The organism is Acinetobacter sp. CIP 102129, assembly GCF_000368305.1.
GTDB classification, from domain to species: Bacteria; Pseudomonadota; Gammaproteobacteria; order Pseudomonadales; family Moraxellaceae; genus Acinetobacter; species Acinetobacter parvus.
Genome location: NZ_KB849341.1, coordinates 1 through 19,826, shown reverse-complemented (window position 1 = coordinate 19,826; position 19,826 = coordinate 1). Strand labels below are relative to the sequence as shown.

The window sequence follows — 19,826 nt, the reverse complement described above, 5'->3', positions numbered from 1 at the left end:
ATGCATATTCTTCGGTAGACTCTCTATAATCAATAGCGTTAATTAAATAGATAAATTGGAGATCACATGACTGTCGATGTTTCTGAAAGCATTACTCAAACCATTCACCCTGCGTTTCAGCTATTACGTCAACACCATGTAGAAGCACTTGATATTTACGTTTCAGAATATAAACATAAAGTGACAGGTGCAGTTCACTATCATCTCGCAACCAACAATGATGAAAATGTGTTTCTGGTGGCATTTAGAACGCAGCCGATGGATTCAAAGGGAACCGCACATATTTTAGAGCATACCGCTTTATGTGGTTCTGAGAAGTTTCCAGTCCGCGATCCATTCTTTTTAATGATTCGCCGTTCATTGAATACCTTTATGAATGCCTTTACCGCGGCAGACTGGACGGCTTATCCATTTGCAACGCAGAACAAGAAAGATTTTCAAAACCTGTTGTCGGTTTATTTAGATGCTGCCTTTGCCGCAAACCTGAATCCTCTGGATTTTGCCCAGGAGGGAATCCGTATTGAGTTAGAGAATGATCAGGCGGTTTATAAAGGTGTTGTATTTAATGAAATGAAAGGGGCTATGAGTTCGCCAACCGATCAGCTTTATCATCAACTAGCCTATCATTTATTCCCTGAAACCACCTATCACTACAACTCTGGCGGTGATCCAAAAGAAATTCCAGATTTAAGCTATGAGCAATTGGTTGAGTTCTATAAAACCCATTACCATCCAAGTAATGCGGTGTTTATGACTTTCGGCAATCAAAATGCTTATGATTTACAGGAACAGTTTGAAACATTGGCTTTACATAAGTTTTCCAAAGGAACGACTTTATATTCCACACCTGAGAAGCGTTTAACCGCGCCCATTGAGGTGACTGAATCCTATGCGGTGGATAGTGAAGACCTGAAAGACAAGACCTTTCATGTGATGTCATGGTTATTGCCTGAAACCAGCGATATTAAGCTGCGCTTAGGCATGCGTCTGGTTGAGGGGATTTTGCTGGAAAATTCAGCTTCGCCGTTGCGTCATTATTTGGAAACTTGTGGTTATGCACAGTCCACAGGGCCATTGATGGGTGTGGATGACAGTAATTTTGAAATGACTTTCTATTGTGGCGTACAAGGTTCAAATGCAGAATATGCTGAAAACTTTAAGAATGGCGTATTAAACATTCTACAGGACGTTGCATCCAAGCCTGTTGATACCGATTTGGTCGATGCAATTCTGCATCAGATTGAATTGCATCAGCGTGAAATCAATGGCGATGGCACACCGTATGGCTTAAGCCTGATCCTAAATGGTTTGGGCAGTGCCATTCACCACAATGACCCGATTCATGTCTGGGATGTGGATTCTGCGATTGAACAGGTTAAGGAAGAATTAAAAGACCCAATGTGGTTATCCAAGCTGATTCAAACGCATCTGCTGGATAATCCGCATCGTGTACAAATGACTTTGGTTCCTGATGCAACTAAATCAGTGAAAGAGCAACAGGCTGAACAGGCTCGCTTGGCTGAGATTACCGCAAACCTAACCGAAGCCCAGAAAATCGAGATTCAGGAAAAAACTGAGGCATTGAAAAAGCGTCAAGATACGCCTGATGATCTTGAGCTATTGCCAAAAGTAGGACTGGAAGATGTTCCTGCTGATCTACATATTGTGCCAGGTCAGTTGCGTGAAATTATCTGTAATGGTCTGGATACACCATTAAATCTTTACCATGCAGGGACTAATGGCATTTATTACCAACAGGTCTTGATTCAAATTCCTGACGACATTGTGCAATCACCGTATTTCAACTTACTTTCAATCTTGATGGGTGAAGTAGGGGCAGGTGAATACGATTATCTTGAATTGCAGCAGCTCCAGACGGCAGTCAGTGGTGGGCTGGGTATGGGTGCATCGCTACGCAGTAAAGTAGATAATAAGGATCGGATCAGTGCGTGGCTGACGCTAACTACCAAGTCATTAACGCAGAAGCTTGATGCCATTCAGTTATTAAAACTGGCATTTGAACAGCTTCGCTTTGATGAGAAAGACCGTATCATCGAATTATTGCAGCAGCGGAAAACCCGTTGGCACTCACGTTTGTCTGGTTCAGGACATAGCTATGCGATGCAGGCGGCTTCACGTCAAATGAGTGCCTTGGCTCGCCGTGACTATCACAATACAGGTTTGGGTGCGCTGAACTGGCTGAGTGATTTAGTCACTAAGATTGATCAGGATGAAGATGCCTATCATGCATTAATTGCTGAATTACAGGCAATTCATCGTAAACTATTGCAGGCTCCTAAACAGTTCCTATTGGTGTGTGAAGAGCATCACTCTGACCGTTTAGTGGAAGAGGTGCAAAACGTCTGGGATAAGTTGCAAGTCAATAAAGCGCCTGTAACACTCACCCAGGTTGAACAAGTCAATACAGCAAATGATGAAGCATGGCTGATCCAGACTAATGTGCAGTTCTGTGCTTCCGCCTATCAGGCAGTTGATGTTGCCCATGCTGATGCTGCACCATTAATGGTGTTGGCTGCCTACCTGCGTAATGGCTTTTTGCATAGTGCCATCCGTGAAAAAGGTGGAGCCTATGGTGGTGGAGCCAGTTATGATGGCAATGCCTGCTCATTCCGTTTCTATAGCTACCGTGATCCACGATTGGCGGAAACATTTAATGATTTTGAAGCCAGCGTGCAATGGTTGCTGAATACAGAACAGCAGCCGCATCAACTTGAAGAGGCGATTTTAGGTCTGGTTGCCAGTATGGATAAGCCTGGTTCACCTGCTGGTGAGGCAATTACAGCGTGTTATGCGTTGCTGCATGCCCGTACACCGAAATTCCGTAAAATGCTACGTGAACGCCTGTTAAATGTGACTCTGGATGATTTAAACCGTGTGGCAAAACAGTATTTGTTGCAACAAAAACCTGTGAAAGCAGTGGTTGCACCATTTGCAAAACGTGAAGAACTACAGCAACTCGGATTTAGTATCCAACAGGTCAATTAAAATAAGAATCGGAGAAAAGTATGGCGTTCAAATCTTTTGATCGGGGTCATTTGGAGCTTAGTGTGGTGGCTATACTAAGCTCTATAACCACGTCATTTACCCATGCACAGGAAACGGCGCCAGCCAGTCCTGCAACAGTTGACGCCTGTGTGGCATTGGCTTCAAATGCTGAACGTCTGGCTTGTTATGATGCGCTTTTTAAAGCACCGACCATTATTGAGCCACAGGTTCAGGTGGCTGAACCTGTGATTGCTGCCACATCTGTACCTGTTGCTGAAACCAATGAAAAAAACAAGCCTGAATCTTTAAAGGATAAAGTGGTTCAAAAACTCAGTGACCTACATTTGCTGGGTGCTGCGCCTAAGTTTGATCCGAATGTTTCCTTGCTGGATCGCCGTTGGGAGCTGTCAGAAGAAAGTAAGTTGGGCGTATGGAATATTCGTGCCTATCAACCTGTTTATTTACTGCCAGTGTTCTGGACCAGTGATAAGAATGAATTTCCAAGCAGCCCAAACCCACAAAATACCGTCAATGAGAAACAGGAATTAACCTCTAGTGAGGCAAAGTTCCAGATTTCCTTTAAGACCAAGGCGTGGGAAAACATCCTGGGTAATAATGGCGATTTATGGATAGGTTATACTCAGTCTTCGCGTTGGCAGGTTTACAACTCTGAGGAATCACGTCCATTTCGTGAGACCAATTATGAGCCTGAAGCAAGTTTAATGTTTAGAACCAATTATGAAATTTTAGGTCTAAATGCACGTTTGCTAGGTGTCACCTTAAATCATCAATCCAATGGTCGTTCTGATCCATTATCACGTAGTTGGAATCGGGTGATTTTTAATTTAGGGTTTGAAAAAGACAATTTTGCTTTGATGCTTCGCCCTTGGTACCGTGTCGAAGAAAATGCCAAAGATGATAATAATCCTGATATTAAGGATTATATTGGTCGTGGTGATTTAACCGCATTTTATCGCAAGGGAGAAAATGACTTTTCTGTTATGTTGCGTCATTCCCTTAAAGGTGGTGATAAATCACATGGCGCGGTGCAGTTTGACTGGGCATTTCCAATCAAGGGCAAACTGCGTGGTCATTTACAACTCTTTGATGGATATGGTGAAAGCCTGATTGACTATAACCACCATGCAACCTATGCAGGTTTGGGTGTGTCGTTAATGAACTGGTATTAAATGGGTTTAAATATTCCAGAGCCATTATTGCAGCTTGAGGCAAATTGTGGGGTGTTTGCGGTCTGGCTGATCTTAAAGCAATATCAAACCCATATTGATATTGCTGACCTGATTCAGTTATGTCGCCATGATCAGGAAGAGGGAACATTTACCATTGCCTTGGCTGTGGCCCTGAAAAAATTGGGATTTGAAGTGTCGCTGTATACTGATCTTGACCGAAATATTGATGAGAAAGAACAGCAAAGCTATATTGATGCACGACGCCTACAGATTCCCATTCGGGCTGCCTTGACTTATACAGAGATTCAACAGGCATTTGAAGCGGGTAAATTTGTGATTGTATTTTATGATACCTTGCAGGGTGTTGGGAATCAGTCCTTGATCTATTCAATTGATGAAAAGGAAATCAGTTTTTGTGATCATTTTGACGTCATGTCAAAAACTGTATTTGAGCAGCAACGCCAAGCCGAGGGGATTTGTCGACAAGCCCTTGTGGTTGAGCAAAATATATCAATTTTCTAGCTCGCCTCAATTTTTGGACAATTTACCCAATCTGAATGTTGGCGATGGCATGTTTTAAACGGCTTTTCTTTGGCGTTGCAATTAAGTAGGCAAGGGTCAGTGGACCCAAACGGCCTGTATACATCAGTAAACTCAAGACAAATAAACTGCCATCATGCAGTTCACCTGTTGCGCCACGCGACAGGCCCACAGTACATGCAGCCGAAACCACCTCAAACATCAGGTCAAGTGCATCCAGTTTAGGTTCTAGCAGCAACAGGATGAAACAACCTGTAAATACTAGCATCCCTGTAATTGCGGTGACCGCAAGGGCTTTATAGGTAGTTTCCTGTGATACAGAATGGTTGAAAATGCGAATTTCCTCATTGCGTCTTAAAAATGAAATCACACATAACACCAGAATAACGAAAGTGCCCACTTTAATGCCGCCTGCTGTACTCAGGGAACCACCACCAATAAACATGAGCAACATGGTGAGTAAGGCGGTGCTATGTTCCATCGCACCTGTATCAATGGTATTGAAACCAGAAGAGCGGGGAACTGTGGCCTGAAACCAGGCATTCATGGCTTGTTCACCCAGACTCATAGAACCTAAAGTCAGTGGGTTATTGGATTCTAATAGCCAAATTAAAACAAAAGCCACTAGATTCAGGATGGCGATTGTACTGAGAATCAGTTTGCTGTTCGGTGTAAGTTTGCTCCAGCGTTTATTCTGCTTGATGTCAATTAAAACCAGAAAGCCAATTCCACCCAAGGTATATAGTAAACTGATGGTGAGGCAAATGAGGTAATGGCTCTGGAAGCTCATTAAGTTATTGTCAAATAATGAGAAACCCGCGTTGTTAAAAGCGGAAACACTGTAAAAAACTGCATAATATAGTCCACGTGCAAAGCCGTAGATGGGCGTAAATGAGGCAGTTAATATAACCACGCCAATTAGTTCAAAAAACAGGGTATACATCACCACACCTTTGGCGACAAAAGTCACTTTGGAGAGACTAGTCTGTCCTAAACTGTCCTGTGCCATCATTTGCTGTTTTAGACCAAGTTTTGGGGCAAGGCTTAATGCCGCCAAAATTGCAAAGGTCATAAAACCTAAACCACCAGACTGGATTAGTAACAAGATAATAAACTGCCCAAAATGGTTGAATGATTCACTTAGATTCACCACCGATAAACCTGTAATCGTTACCGCAGAAGTGGCAGTAAACAAGGCATCCATCCAGCTGACATTGCCATTATTGGCAAAAGGCAGTTTCAATAATATTGTCCCAAGCACAATAAAACTAAGAAAACCGATTGCCAACAATGAGGGTGGACTCAGGTTGAATATCTTCTGGGAGTTTATTTTTATTGCCATTTTATAAGAAACATCCTGAGAGTTTTTTAAGATGATGCAGTGAACCCTCTAAAATCAGGATGTCACCTGCCTGTAAAGTAAAATTGCTATCGGTTTCATAAATCACCTGTTGATTCCGTTTCAATAACAATAACTTAATATGTGGTCCCTGTTGCAGAATGCCTGATAGGTTTACATTTTTGAGTTTATCCTGTACAGGAACCTTAATAATATAATGTTCGTCGCCTAAATCCATATAACGGCTGACCATCGGATAATTTAATGCCTGTGCAACCCGAACCCCCATATCTTCTTCAGGATGAATAATTTTACTGACGTGTAAATGTGACAGAATGGTGTGGTGTGCTTTGGTTTTGGCTTTAACCAAGATTCTTTCTACACCTAAATTTTTTAAATTTAAGACGCATAAAATACTGGCTTCAATATCTTCACCAATCGCGACCACCACGGCATCGCAATTTTGAATATTCAGTTCATCCAAGACGTGTTCATCAGTTGCATCTGCAATAACGGCATGGGTGATCTGATCCGATATATTTTCAACATTGCGCTTATTGGTATCAATACCGATGACATCATGTCTTAGTCGAGTGAGTTCTAGCGCAACAGTTGCACCGAAACTTCCTAAACCAATCACTGCAAATTGTGCCATATCTATCCTTAACTAAATGATAAAAATATCTTTTTATTTATTCTAAGATGGAACAGTTGGTCTGTTTGTAATGATTTTGTTGGCGTCAAAAAAAGTGAATATGAAAAGATCGTACTGTAATAAAAGTAAAGCCAACGCATGGTCGGCTTTAGCTGATGATCTGTTTTATTTAAGAAAGCGCTGATAACCGATATTGTTGCTGATTTCTGCATATGGATAGGTAATCTGTTCCAGTGTTTCAATCAGGCCATCAGGATTCTGTTTGGCATCAGTCGCCTGTAGTCCCACCAGTACACGTCCTTCAGCGGCACCGTGGTTACGATAATGAAACAGGGTGATGTTATGTGTTGGGCCTAAACGTTCAAGGAAAGTCAGCAAGGCACCTGGGCGTTCTGGAAACTCAACACGGAATAAACGTTCATTTTCAAGATTAGCATGACCACCAATCAAGTAACGAATATGTAGCTTTGCAACTTCATCATCCGATAAGTCAGCAACATCATATTGTTGCTTGAGTAATTCATGGATTTCGTGACGTTCAGTTTCACCACCTTTCAGGCTAATCCCGACAAAAACCTGTGCCTGATTGCTGTCACTGGTCCGATAGTTAAACTCGGTGATGTTACGGCCTTGCAGGGCACGGCAGAATTGCAGGAAAGCACCTTTTTGCTCAGGAATGGTAACCGCATAAATCGCTTCTTTACGCTCGCCCAATTCAGTTCGTTCTGCAATATAACGCAGACGATCAAAATTCATGTTGGCACCACAAACAATTGAGACCATGTTCTTGTCTGTTAATTGATGTTCTGCCACATATTTCTTGATTCCAGCCAATGCCATTGCGCCTGATGGCTCAACAATACAGCGGTTTTCATCATATGTGTCTTTAATCGCAGCACAAATTTCATCTGTATCAACCGTGACAATAACAGGTTCAACAATCGGACCTGAGCTGTCTGATTTCATTAAGCGAATCATTTTAAATGGTAATTCACCAATCTGGGCTACCGCCGTACCATCCGCAAATAAACCCACATGCGGTAAAATCACACGTTCATTGCTTTCAAGTGCGGCTTTTAGACAGGCGGATTCCTCATATTCAACACCAATGACTTTGACATGAGGTGCAACCTCACCTAAATAGGCGGCGACACCCGCAATCAGCCCACCACCACCTACAGCAACAAAGACATATTCCACGTCACGCCATTGACGCAGTAATTCATTGGCAATCGTGCCTTGCCCAGCAATCACTAGTTCATCATCATAAGGAGGGATAAAGACTAGGCCCTCAGCTTCAGCACGCTGTTTGGCATATTTATTGGCAATATCAAAGCTGTCACCATGCAGGACAACCTGACCCCCCAGATTTTTTACTGCTTGTACCTTAATGTCTGGCGTGGTACTTGGCATAACAATAATGGCAGGGATGCCGAGTTTTTTGCCAGATAAAGCCACACCTTGCGCATGGTTACCTGCAGAAGCACAAATCACACCGCGCTCTAATTGATCTTTGGGAAGTTGGCTGATACGGTTATAGGCACCGCGCAGTTTGAACGAAAATACAGGCTGTAAATCTTCACGTTTAAATCGAATGTTATTGTTAATTTTTTGACTAATTCGTGGAGCTGCTTCAAGCGGTGTTTCAATCGCAACATCATAAACCGTTGCTTGTAAAATTTGTCGTACCACACGAGACAGCATGTTCATCTCCCCTATAACAGTTTAAAATAGGTGAACATTGTAGCAAACCCCTGTGCATTTGCGCTGTTTTCTTGCAGCAAATGTCAAAATAGTTGAGTGAAGTCATGAGTCTATATGCAACCCAAGATGAAAAGAAACAGGCTGCGGCAAAAGCGGCATTGAAACATTTGCCCAAAGGCGGCATCTTGGGTGTAGGAACAGGAAGTACCGTCAATTTTTTAATTGATTTATTGCCTGAATTGCAGTTAGAAGCAGCTGTGGCGAGTTCCAATACAACGGCTGAGCGGCTGAAAAAAATTGGGATTGAAGTGGTTGACATGAACTCGGTGGGTGGTTTGGATGCCTATGTCGATGGTGCAGACGAAATTGACCGTCATATGCATATGATCAAAGGCGGTGGCGCAGCCTTAACCCGTGAAAAAATTGTGGCCTCAATTGCCAAGAAGTTTGTATGTATTGTGGATGACTCAAAATGGGTGGGGCAATTGGGGCGTGATTTTCCATTGCCTGTGGAAGTTATTCCAATGGCACGTTCTGCGGTTGCTCGCAAGATTGTTGCTTTGGGTGGTGACCCAGTTTACCGTGAGGGTGTTGTCACTGACAATGGTAATGTAATTCTGGATGTTTTTAATCTCAATATCTTAAATGCCATCGAACTGGAAAAAACACTCAACAATATCCCAGGTGTGGTGACTAATGGTATTTTTGCCTTAAATGCAGCAAGTATTGCGGTTGTTGCGACTGATCACGGTATTGAAGAACGTATAGCGCAATAATGGCTCTGCTTTCATTAAAAGCTCAATTACCTGAAATTAAAATGATTCGACATGCCAGCGCGCGAAGTTTGCGCCTGCGTGTTGAACCGACAGGTATTCGTTTAACAGTTCCTTTATTTTGTACCAAGAAACAGATTCAGCAGTTTTTAAATCAATCAGAGCAATGGCTGATTGAAACCTGGGATAAACAGCAAAAACAATTAAATTTAACAGCTGCTTTTCCAGAACAGATTAAATTATTTTATCATTTACAGCCATTTCAAATTATTCATCAGCAACAACGCAATATTTTTAAGTTCGACTGGGTACAACATATTTTGTTCATTCGAAATGAACAACCTGAAAAGGCTTTACAGGCTGCAACACTTGCCTATGCAAAACAATTTTTACCTGAATATTTAACCCAAATTAGCCAGGAAATAGGTTTGCCCTATCAAAGATGTACAATTCGAAAGCCTAAAACACGATGGGGAAGTTGTAGTTCAAGACAGGATATTATGCTTCATGCGGCATTGGTGCTTATGCCTGAGCAGAATGTTCGCGCAGTATGTGTGCATGAGCTGGTTCATACACGGCATTTTGATCATAGTCCTGCGTTCTGGAATAGCGTAAGTCAACATGATCCAGAATATTTACATCATCGCAGGCAATTGAAAAGTATCCAGTTGCCTGCGTGGTGGTATGTTTAGCTAAAACTACATTGTGCCTGAGTTTCTTGTAACTGTTCATCAGGTGCTTTACGGCTATCGAAACCTGCCTGTGCACTTAATACCTGATTGGCCTTAATGTGAACCTGTACAAATGCATATTTTAACGAATCATTATTTGGCTCAGGAGAACTACTGTTCAGTAAATATTCAGATTTTGTTGGATCTGGCAGCTGTAATAAATTATCCGTACTATCCGCATCCAAAACTGAGCGATACATTTTTGAATCCTTAATCAGCTCCAGTGCCCCATTGGCACGAATATTTAACTGACATCCATTCGATTTATCTTCGTAATGACCAATTAAGTACTCGATGGAGGGTAGATTGGGGTTGACTAGATTGATGCCAGTTATGCCTTGCTTACATGGATATTTTGAGTCATTGCAACTTCCAGTTGTGTCTACAAAACCAACAGCACGCCGATAGTCACCAGCACCAGCAACACGGAAAGAGGAGGTGGATTCAAGTATGGGGTCTTCACCTACGTAGCTTTTTTGCTGTAATAGGGCATAACCTGTCGGATTCAAGTTTTGCTGTTGGTAATTATTTGCTAGTTCAAATACTGCTGCTTTTAATGAGATGCCATATTGATCTCGAATAACTTTTTGATTGGCTGTGATATTTAATAATGTATTTTTAGCTGGATCAATATTTTCAGGAGCAGCAGGGATAATGGAGCTTAAATTTGCTTGATCTCCACGAATTGTTTTCGCATCCAGATAGCCATCCCGTAAATCTATAGCCAGATTTTTGGTAAATTCTGTAAGGGTATTATTTGGAAATTGATTTGCCCATTGCTTTAAATAGCCAAAACTTAAATATGTAGTTGTATAGAGATTGGCTTGTTGAGCCAAATTCATATTTTGTGGAGTAAAAGCGCTTAATAAATAGGATGGTTCAAGATTGTGAATATCCATTCCACTAAAAGCATTTAATAAAGCAATGCTTACATCACCAGATGCCATTTTTAGATGTAGTGAACTAATGCGTGTTGGGTCTTCTGGCTCATTAGGTAGTTGTCCAGATCGGATTAATGCTCGTTGATAAATAGCTTCAGAACTTGGATTAATAAAAATTTTTTGAGTTAGATTACTAGTATCAACGTCAACGAGTGCGTGTAAGGTCATAGAAAAATTCTGATACTGACCACTGATAAAATCATAGATTAGTGAATTTGGAAGAGTTGATATCTCAACTCTATATAAATGACTACGATTAAGCACTATTGGTAATGTAAGGCTCAAGTTTGTTGTTGTACTTAACGTCTGTTCAAGAACGATGGAGTTATCGGTATTGTCGAGAACCTTAACAACGACATTACGCATTTCTACAGGAACTTTAATGTCAAAATTCTTTGGTTTTGGAACTGTAATAACAGGGGTATTCTCAATACGTGCTTTACTTTCACCACTACCACAGCTAATGAGTACCGAACTTAATATAAGTGTGCCTAAGCCTAAACCAATATGACGATATGTTCTTTGTTTTACACTCAAAGAAGGCATTCCCGCTCTCCAAAATTTGCATCCATGAAATTTATTATTACCGCATGGTTTTTATTCTATGCGAATACTTCAATGATTCAATAGTATTTTTTGACCAGTGGTAAAATCGGCATCAGTAAAACGATTTAAAAATATCTTTTACACTGTTTTTTGCTGAATAGCGAATCTTTTACAGTGATTAAATCCCGTATGTGCTGATTCCATGAATTTCTGGATTTGTTATATATAAAGCCATAAACATAAGAAACACTATATAAGTTATAGGGTTGTGGATTGTGAAAACCCCATCAAACTGCCATACTAGTGGTACATATATCATTTGAGGTAGAGCACGTGATTTCTGTTGGAATTGTTGGGGGAACTGGATATACAGGCGTTGAATTATTGCGTCTATTATTAAGACATCCACAAGCTCAAGTGCGTGTTCTAACTTCCCGAACTGAAGCAGGAAAGCGTGTCGCGGATATGTTCCCAAGTTTACGTGGACATACTGATCTTGAGTTCTCCGATCTTAGTCTGGATCTGCTCAAGCAATGTGATGTTGTGTTTTTTGCAACACCTCATGGAGTTGCAATGCAACATGCTGAAGAACTGATTGCTGCTGGTACAAAAGTCATCGATCTTGCCGCTGATTTCCGTTTACAGAATTTAGAACAGTTTGAGAAATGGTATGGCATGCAACATAGCTGCCCAACAGTGCTAAAAGATTCAGTATATGGCCTGACTGAACTGAATCGTGAAAAAATTAAAAACGCCAAGGTGATTGGTAATCCAGGTTGTTATCCAACCACAGTACAATTGGGTTTGGCGCCTTTGTTAAAAGCGCAAAATCAACTCATAAATACAAAAAGCATTATTGTTGATGCAAAATCAGGCGTATCTGGTGCAGGTCGCAAAGCTAGCCTGGGCATGATCTATAGTGAAAATGCGGATAATTTCAAGGCTTATGGTGTTGCGGGTCATCGTCATCATCCTGAGATTGTTGAGGCCCTAGAGAATATCTCAGGTCAACAGGGCCAGTTTGACCAGCTTATTTTTGTACCCCATTTAGTGCCCATGATTCGTGGCATGCTCAGTACCATTTATGTAGACCTGACAGAGCAAGGCCAGCAAACCGATTTGCAGGAACTTTACCAAAACTTCTATCAAAATGAACGCTTTGTGGATGTGATGCCAGCCAATAGTTCGCCTGAGACCCGTAGTGTCCGTGGTGCCAATGAATTACGCATCGCTTTATATCGTCCTCAGCCAAATAAGTTGATTATCTTGGTTGCACAGGACAATTTGGTGAAAGGTGCCGCTGGCCAGGCAGTGCAAAATATGAACCTCATGTTTGGTTTTGATGAGGCTGCTGGTTTGAATGGTATCGGTTTATTACCATAAAAAACGCTTTTTTACTTCACACACATTTAAATATGGATTTAAATGTGTGTTTTGATGTAGTCCATAACGATAGAGATGATGATGGAAAACGCTGAACCGACCACTTTACCAGAGAGTTCCGTTAACAAAAATAAATTCCTCAAAACGAATTTACCCTTAGTCATTGCTGCAACTTTACTTATTGGCAGCAGTTTTATGCTTGGTTACACTGTCGGTCATCGTCAGGGATTAACCGTTGTGGGTTATGATGCGGACGCAGAACAACTTGTTGATGTTGTACAGAAGCAAAAAGCCGCGCTCGATTCTGTAAGCAAAAGCCTGAATGCCGCTGTGCAAGAACGAGATATGGCTGTTGGCAATGCAGAGGAATTATTCAAGGGAATTAATCAGGCCAATGCAGATAAAGCGCAATTTGCAAGCATGAATACCATTTATCGTGACATTCTTAGGCAGCGTGGCGGTCTAAGCTTAACGGTTCAGGATTTTGCGATTAAATCACTTCCTGAAAATGCTTTTGAATATCAGCTGGATCTGGTTCAGGTGAGTCCAAATAAACGCCGTGCAATGGGTACAGTTGAATTACGTTTGATTAAGGACACTGAAATACTGGATATACCGTTAGAGGATAAAAACTTTAATTTTGAAGACTTTGAGCGCTTGACTGGTCGATGGACCATGCCAAAGGGCTTTACACCCCAATTTATCGAAGTGCGTTTATCAGGTTCAGGTACACCTGTAATTAAACGTTTTAGCTGGCAGCGTGGCAAGCCTGTTGATGTAAGTTCTGCTTTCGTGTCGGAAATCCCTCAAGCTGAAGCAAATGCCCAGTAAATTTTTAGATTAAGAACTTAATATGCGAAGATATAGACGTCAAATGAATTTAAGTGAAGTGAAAAATTCCTTTCATCAATCGGGTTATGTTGACTGGCACTTGAATCCACGTTTAGGTGATTCGCAAGAGGATCATGAGGGTGAGGTGGTTGTGCAAACAGCCCCGCCAGAAATGAAGCGGCCACCGCTCTATGTTGTTGTTTTAATGAATGATGATTACACACCAATGGACTTCGTGATTGAGGTGTTGCAAAGCTACTTTGCAATGAGCTTTGAACAGGCAAATCAGGTGATGTTAACCGTTCATTACGAAGGTAAGGGCACTGCTGGTGTTTATCCAAGGGATATTGCCGAGACCAAAGCCAATCAGGTGAATAATTATGCGCGTTCTCAAGGACATCCATTATTGTGTCAGATCGAACCTGAGCGAGGATAAAAACAAAGTGAAGCTTTGTTCCGAGCGTAAGACGAGCAACTCTGTTGCGAGTAACAGCGTTGGAAAAGCGAAGTAATTGCGGAATATATTCCTCTTAGAGTAAGTTTATCAAAAGTTAATATTAATCAGTGATTCTTTAAATAAATTAGGACTTACGCATTGACGGATTCAAAAAAGTATTAAAATACTTTATAACGTATCTGTGATCAGACGAACTAAACATGCTTCTACAGCAACTTGTACATTACCCATTTATATGGGCTTTCTCATGACAGAGCCGAACTCTATTAGCTGCACACAACTTGCCGAGACTTATAATATCTCGCATGATAGTGTAAATCGCTTTCTAGAGCGTGAAGACTACACACCTCACGACCTGTATCAAGAAGCAATTCAACATATTGATAATAATAAACTTATAGTCAGTATTGATGATACTGTTTTAGATAAACCATATAGTCAACATATGGACTTGGTTAGCTATTTTTGGTCAGGCAAACACAACCGATCCGTCAAGGGGATTAATCTCATTACCTTGTATGCCACAGATCAAAATGGTCAAAATATTCCCATTAATTTTCGAATTTATGACAAATCTGAAGGTAAAACCAAGAATGATTACTTTATGGATATGTTAACTGAAGTACTCAGTTGGGGTGCAAAGATTCAATTTATTACAGGTGATAGTTGGTATTCATCGACTGCAAATCTAAAAACCATAAGAAAACATGGTATTCGATTTATGTTTGGTATCGACTGTAACCGTAAGGTTTCCCCTGAAAAAGGACAATGGTTTCAACTGCGTTTATTGCCGAATTTCCATCAGGGTCAAGTGGTCTGGCTCAAAGATTTTGGCTTTGTACAATTATTTAAGACTCAGTTAAAAGAACAGCAGAGGTTTTATATTGTGCATCAAGATGAAGATGATTTATTGTCCTTTGAGGGTTTTCATGAATTACATTCAAGTCATTGGAAAATAGAACAATATCACCGAGTGATTAAACAGGTTTGTCATATTGAAAAGTTTCAAGTAAGACGATCTAAACTGATTTTGAATCATATTTTTTCAGCCTTGATGGCCTACGTGGAGATACAAAAGAACCAGTTTGAGCGGATCTTTGAAAATGTATATCGTTGGCAGAAGAAATTATTTAGACCAATCATCAAAAACTTCATTGATGACTTTATTCTCGATAAAAATCATCTGCTACCACAGAGAGTCTATAAATAACAGTGCGTAAGTCCTATAAATAATAAATCTGCTGTCTTTTTGAACGATTAGATAAGTCTTATTCTCTTTGTAATTGAATTTTTACAACAATACGATGTTTTGAATCTTGACCAAGATGCTCAACTAATGCTAACAGTAGATTATGAAGTCAAGAGCTTTGTAGGCATACATGAAATGGCAATTACAGAAGCTCTGGCGGATCAAGTTAATAATTCGCTTTTTCATTAAAAGAGAGGTCTTTTTTTGATGGAGCCCAAGATATAAGGGGGTTACATGCTCAGTCGTCAATTGGAAGTATCGTTACGTTTGGCTGTTAGCATGGCTCGTCAAAAGAGACATGAGTTTCTGACAGTTGAACATTTGTTGCTTGCCTTGCTTGATAATGATTCGGCCGTAAATGCGTTAAAGGCATGTGGCGCTGATATCGTTACTTTACGTAAGGAGTTAGAGGAATATGTAGAGCAACATACCCCGAAACTTGGTGACAACAGTGAACAGGCACCTCATCCAACGGAAAGTTTTGATCGGATTCTGCAACGTGCAATTTTCCATGTTCAATCCAGCGGTGGAGACCGTACAGTTGAAGGTGCAGATGTTTTGGTTGCGATGTACTCAGAGCGAGACTCTTTTGCGGTTTATTTGCTTAAACGTCATCAAATCAATCGTTTGACCTTAACTCAGTATCTTTCTCATGGTACCCGTAAAGATGAGATTCAGGTTGAGGAAGAAGTTGAGGATATTGAGGGTGAAAATGCAGCTTCTGCCAATGCGGGCCCATTAGAGCAATATACACTTAATTTAAATATCGAAGCGCAAAAGGGTAAAACAGATCCTCTGATTGGACGCGAAAAAGAAATTGAGCGTGCAGCACAAATTTTATGTCGACGTCGTAAAAATAATCCGTTGCTTGTCGGTGATCCAGGTGTAGGTAAAACCTCGATTGCGGAAGGTTTGGCGTGGTTGATTGTTAACGGCAAGGCCCCGAAACCACTTGCCAATGCCGAAGTTTATAGTCTGGATATTGGTGCTTTGGTTGCAGGGACTAAATATCGTGGTGACTTTGAGAAGCGTTTAAAGCAATTGTTGAATGCTTTGAAAAAGAATCCAAATGCGATTTTATTCATTGACGAGATTCATATGATTATTGGTGCTGGTTCTAGTATGGGCAGTACTATGGATGCATCAAACCTGATTAAACCTGCATTGGCAAATGGAACTTTACGTTGCATCGGATCAACTACATTTCAGGAATATCGTCAGGTTTTTGAGAAAGACCATGCATTGTCTCGTCGTTTTCAAAAGATTGATGTCAATGAACCAAGTATAAGCGAAACGATTGAAATTTTACGTGGCTTGAAAAGCAAGTTCGAAGATTTTCATCATGTTGAATACGATGATAAATCTCTCGTCGCTGCTGTTGAGTTGTCAGCTAAATTTATCAATGATCGTTTTTTACCAGATAAAGCCATCGATGTGATTGATGAGGCTGGTGCACAGCGCCGTTTAAAAGCTGAGGTTGATAGTTCAATGATTTCTGTAGAGAACATTGAAGATATCGTTTCCAAGATCGCCCGTATTCCACCGAAAACTGTGTCAAAAGATGACAAGACTGTACTTGAGAATTTGGAACGTGACCTAAAACGTGTTGTGTTTGGTCAGGATGAAGCGATTACAGCACTTGCATCAGCGATCAAATTATCTCGTGCAGGCTTAAAAGCACCAGATAAACCAGTGGGTAGCTTTGTGTTTGCTGGTCCAACAGGCGTGGGTAAAACAGAAGTCACCAAGCAGCTAGCAAAACTACTGGGTGTGGAGCTAGTCCGTTTTGATATGTCTGAATATATGGAACGTCATGCGGTTTCCCGTTTGATTGGTGCGCCTCCAGGTTATGTTGGATATGATCAAGGCGGTTTGTTGACCGATGCAATCCATAAAAATCCGCACTGTGTTCTATTGCTGGACGAAATTGAAAAGGCGCATCCAGATGTATTTAACTTGTTACTACAGGTGATGGATCATGGTGCGTTGACAGATAACAATGGTCGCAAGTCTGATTTTAGAAATGTGATTATTGTTTTGACCACCAATATTGGCGCAGAAAGTATTGTACGTTCAAGTATTGGTTTCACTGAGCAAGATCATAGTACAGATAATCAGGATGCCATGAAACGTGCATTCTCACCTGAATTCCGTAACCGTCTGGATGGCGTGATTCAATTTAAGGCGCTTCCAACCACTGTCATTGATTCAGTGGTAGATAAGTTCTTAACAGAGTTACAGGCACAACTAGATGATAAACAAGTGGTACTTGAGGTTGATCAAAGTGCGCGTGACTGGTTATCAACCAATGGTTATGATCGTTTGATGGGCGCACGTCCAATGCAACGCCTGATTCAGGAACATTTGAAAAAGCCACTTGCTGAAATGATTCTATTTGGTGAGTTGGCTGAGCATGGCGGTAATGTTGCGGTTTCTGTGAAAACAGAAGATGGCAAAGAGGTAGGTTTAAAACTGGAAGTGTTTGAAGATCATATTAACCCGAGTGCTGAACCTGCTTAATGTTTGAACTCTCTTTTTCGATAACCCAAGTACTTAAAGTATTTGGGTTATTTTTCGTCACAGCAATTGCTGAAATTTTAGGTTGTTATTTTCCTTATTTAATTTTGAATCAAGGAAAGTCGCATTGGTTATGGGTTCCTACGGCTTTAAGCTTAGCAGTCTTTGTTTGGTTACTGACTTTGCATCCTGCGGCATCAGGTCGTATTTATGCAGCCTATGGTGGAATTTATATTTTTACTGCCCTGATGTGGTTGCGTTATGTTGATCAAGTCATGCTAACGCGTTGGGATATTTTAGGTGGGATCGTTGTTGTTTGCGGTGCTTGCCTGATTATTTTACAACCGCAAGGTTTGGTTCGTTAAAGGCGTAATCTCGAATTGGTTTATTTTTCAACTATTCTATGGATGAAAATGTGAAAGGTCAAATTTTACTATTTTCCCATTTCGATTAAAAAAGATAAAAAGTGCTTGTCAAACACTGAAATAGTGCGTAATTTAGAACTTAGGAACAGTTTTTAGATATTTTAAAGAAACATGTTAAAGCATACTGTAAACACAAACGCATATTTTTATTTCTGGCACTATTAATGGTTGCCTGATGCGTTTCGGGCAGCAAAAAGGTTGCCCAAGCAGTTAATACCTGATCGGCAACCCCGATCAGGTTTTTTTATGCTTTAACAATCACGATTTTAGGAGAAATACCATGTATACATTTAACTATTCATATTTTAGCAAGATTTCTTGGTTTTACTTTGCAAAAAAATCAACATCACTTAGATCACACTTGCTCAAATAAATGATGGGACTGAACAACAGTCCAAAGGAAATCAATAATGAATGCTTTAAATACTGCTTTGACACAACCACACACTCATTCAAAAGAATCAATACTTAGCTTGCCATCACAACTCAAAGCACAGTATCCCTTGTCTGCAACTTTAGCGCAGCAAATTTCAAACCATCGTCAAACCATTCAGAATATTATATCAGGTCAGGATCATCGTTTAATGGTGATTACAGGGCCTTGCTCGATTCATGATCCTATCGCAGTACTCGAATATGCTGATCGCCTCCAACAACTACAAGAACAGGTAAAAGATCATATATTTTTGGTGATGCGTGCGTATATTGAAAAGCCACGTACTACAGTGGGTTGGAAAGGTTTTTTATACGATCCAAATTTAGATGGATCATCAGATTTACAATTGGGTTTAGAAAAATCCCGTGAACTTTATATTCAATTGATTGAAAAAGGCTTGCCGATTGCCAGCGAAATTTTAAGTCCAATGGCAACAGGTTATTTCGATGATTTATTGGCTTGGGGTGCAATAGGTGCACGTACCAGTGAATCACAAATTCATCGTGAAATTGCTAGCCATATGCCATATAGCATCGGTTTCAAAAATGGTACAGATGGTTCAATTCAAATTGCTTTGGATGCGATTCAGTCTGCACTGCATGGTCATCAATTCTTGGGGATGACTCAACAAGGTTTACCTGCAATTTTGCATAGTAATGGAAATCCATTACCACATTTGATTTTACGTGGTTCAAATCATGGAACTAATTATGATTTGGCTTCAATCCAAGCCATGCACTTTAAACATAAGCATTTACCTGCGTTAGTCATTGATTGTAGTCATGGGAATAGTGGTAAAGATCCATTACAGCAGCCGAATGTTTTAAAGCAAATCATTGCAGAACGTGCGGAATCCAAAGTACGTGGTGTGATGATTGAAAGTCATTTGGTGGATGGCAATCAAAAGATTTCTTGTGATATGAACTATGGCCAATCCGTCACAGATGGTTGTTTAGGTTGGGATAAAACTGAACAGTTATTGCTGGATGTTGCTGAGCAGATGAGAAGACATTAAATTGATTTAACAGCCAGTTTATAGTCAAACTACTTTATTATTCATACAGGATTCGAAAAAAACTCGAAATAACTCATCGACTGAGTCG

Annotated in this window: 16 protein-coding genes; 12 read left to right on the top strand and 4 right to left on the bottom strand. The window is 40.6% G+C overall.

The window, feature by feature from the left end; translation table 11 throughout:
* The first annotated feature begins 66 nt into the window (after positions 1-66).
* Genes F973_RS08085 through F973_RS08075 form a run of 3 tightly spaced genes read left to right on the top strand, consistent with a single transcriptional unit; the run spans position 67 to position 4,718 of the window.
* Positions 67-3,006: an insulinase family protein gene (locus F973_RS08085; protein WP_004761151.1), complete on the top strand. Its 2,940-nt coding sequence runs from the start codon at positions 67-69 to the stop codon at positions 3,004-3,006.
* A gap of 20 nt (positions 3,007-3,026) precedes the next feature.
* Complete coding sequence (locus F973_RS08080; protein ID WP_004761150.1) at positions 3,027-4,196, top strand: phospholipase A; 1,170 nt, start codon at positions 3,027-3,029, stop codon at positions 4,194-4,196.
* Entirely contained in the window at positions 4,197-4,718 is a 522-nt protein-coding gene (locus F973_RS08075) for a cysteine peptidase family C39 domain-containing protein (RefSeq protein WP_004761148.1), read from the top strand. It begins immediately after the preceding gene.
* Between the two features lie 22 nt (positions 4,719-4,740).
* On the opposite strand, the gene F973_RS08070 is transcribed toward F973_RS08075, so the two are convergent.
* From F973_RS08070 to ilvA, 3 genes are all read right to left on the bottom strand, one after another.
* Positions 4,741-6,078 carry a TrkH family potassium uptake protein gene (locus F973_RS08070; protein ID WP_034432553.1) on the bottom strand — a complete coding sequence of 446 codons (1,338 nt, stop codon included), beginning with the start codon at positions 6,076-6,078 and terminating at the stop codon, positions 4,741-4,743.
* Between the two features lies 1 nt (position 6,079).
* Complete coding sequence (locus F973_RS08065; RefSeq protein WP_004761144.1) at positions 6,080-6,730, bottom strand: potassium channel family protein; 651 nt, start codon at positions 6,728-6,730, stop codon at positions 6,080-6,082.
* A gap of 165 nt (positions 6,731-6,895) precedes the next feature.
* Positions 6,896-8,440: a threonine ammonia-lyase, biosynthetic gene (gene ilvA / locus F973_RS08060; RefSeq protein ID WP_171062326.1), complete on the bottom strand. Its 1,545-nt coding sequence runs from the start codon at positions 8,438-8,440 to the stop codon at positions 6,896-6,898.
* Positions 8,441-8,538: 98 nt separating this feature from the next.
* Between ilvA and rpiA the strand changes: the two genes are divergently transcribed.
* Both rpiA and F973_RS08050 read left to right on the top strand, forming a co-directional pair.
* Positions 8,539-9,210, top strand: coding sequence for a ribose-5-phosphate isomerase RpiA (gene rpiA, locus F973_RS08055; protein ID WP_004682065.1), 672 nt, complete (start codon positions 8,539-8,541; stop codon positions 9,208-9,210).
* The gene (locus F973_RS08050) at positions 9,210-9,899 is read left to right on the top strand and encodes a YgjP family zinc-dependent metalloprotease (protein WP_004761140.1); all 690 of its coding nucleotides are present in this window, start codon (positions 9,210-9,212) and stop codon (positions 9,897-9,899) included. The genes rpiA and F973_RS08050 overlap by 1 nt, the downstream gene beginning before the upstream one ends.
* On the opposite strand, the gene F973_RS08045 is transcribed toward F973_RS08050, so the two are convergent.
* Entirely contained in the window at positions 9,896-11,425 is a 1,530-nt protein-coding gene (locus tag F973_RS08045) for a hypothetical protein (protein WP_004761138.1), read from the bottom strand. The two genes, F973_RS08050 and F973_RS08045, sit on opposite strands and share 4 nt — an antisense overlap.
* Positions 11,426-11,758: 333 nt before the next feature.
* Here F973_RS08045 and argC point away from each other — a divergent pair, with 333 nt between their 5' ends.
* The 7 genes from argC (at position 11,759) to F973_RS08010 (ending at position 19,738) form a co-directional block, all read left to right on the top strand.
* The gene (gene argC, locus F973_RS08040; RefSeq protein ID WP_004761136.1) at positions 11,759-12,808 is read left to right on the top strand and encodes an N-acetyl-gamma-glutamyl-phosphate reductase; all 1,050 of its coding nucleotides are present in this window, start codon (positions 11,759-11,761) and stop codon (positions 12,806-12,808) included.
* An 81-nt stretch (positions 12,809-12,889) separates the two neighbouring features.
* Positions 12,890-13,639 (top strand): DUF6776 family protein, encoded by a 750-nt coding sequence (locus F973_RS08035; protein ID WP_004677325.1) that lies wholly within the window; start codon positions 12,890-12,892, stop codon positions 13,637-13,639.
* Positions 13,640-13,661: 22 nt separating this feature from the next.
* On the top strand, positions 13,662-14,075 hold the full coding sequence (gene clpS / locus F973_RS08030) for an ATP-dependent Clp protease adapter ClpS (protein WP_171062325.1): 414 nt from the start codon (positions 13,662-13,664) through the stop codon (positions 14,073-14,075).
* A 202-nt stretch (positions 14,076-14,277) separates the two neighbouring features.
* A complete protein-coding gene (locus F973_RS08025; RefSeq protein ID WP_081399906.1) occupies positions 14,278-15,306 on the top strand; it encodes an IS701 family transposase in 1,029 nt (342 codons plus the stop codon).
* 273 nt (positions 15,307-15,579) lie between these two features.
* Positions 15,580-17,865: an ATP-dependent Clp protease ATP-binding subunit ClpA gene (clpA, locus tag F973_RS08020; RefSeq protein ID WP_004761132.1), complete on the top strand. Its 2,286-nt coding sequence runs from the start codon at positions 15,580-15,582 to the stop codon at positions 17,863-17,865.
* Positions 17,865-18,227 carry a YnfA family protein gene (locus F973_RS08015; protein WP_004761131.1) on the top strand — a complete coding sequence of 121 codons (363 nt, stop codon included), beginning with the start codon at positions 17,865-17,867 and terminating at the stop codon, positions 18,225-18,227. The genes clpA and F973_RS08015 overlap by 1 nt, the downstream gene beginning before the upstream one ends.
* A gap of 470 nt (positions 18,228-18,697) precedes the next feature.
* A complete protein-coding gene (locus tag F973_RS08010; protein ID WP_004761128.1) occupies positions 18,698-19,738 on the top strand; it encodes a 3-deoxy-7-phosphoheptulonate synthase in 1,041 nt (346 codons plus the stop codon).
* The last annotated feature ends 88 nt before the right edge of the window (positions 19,739-19,826 follow it).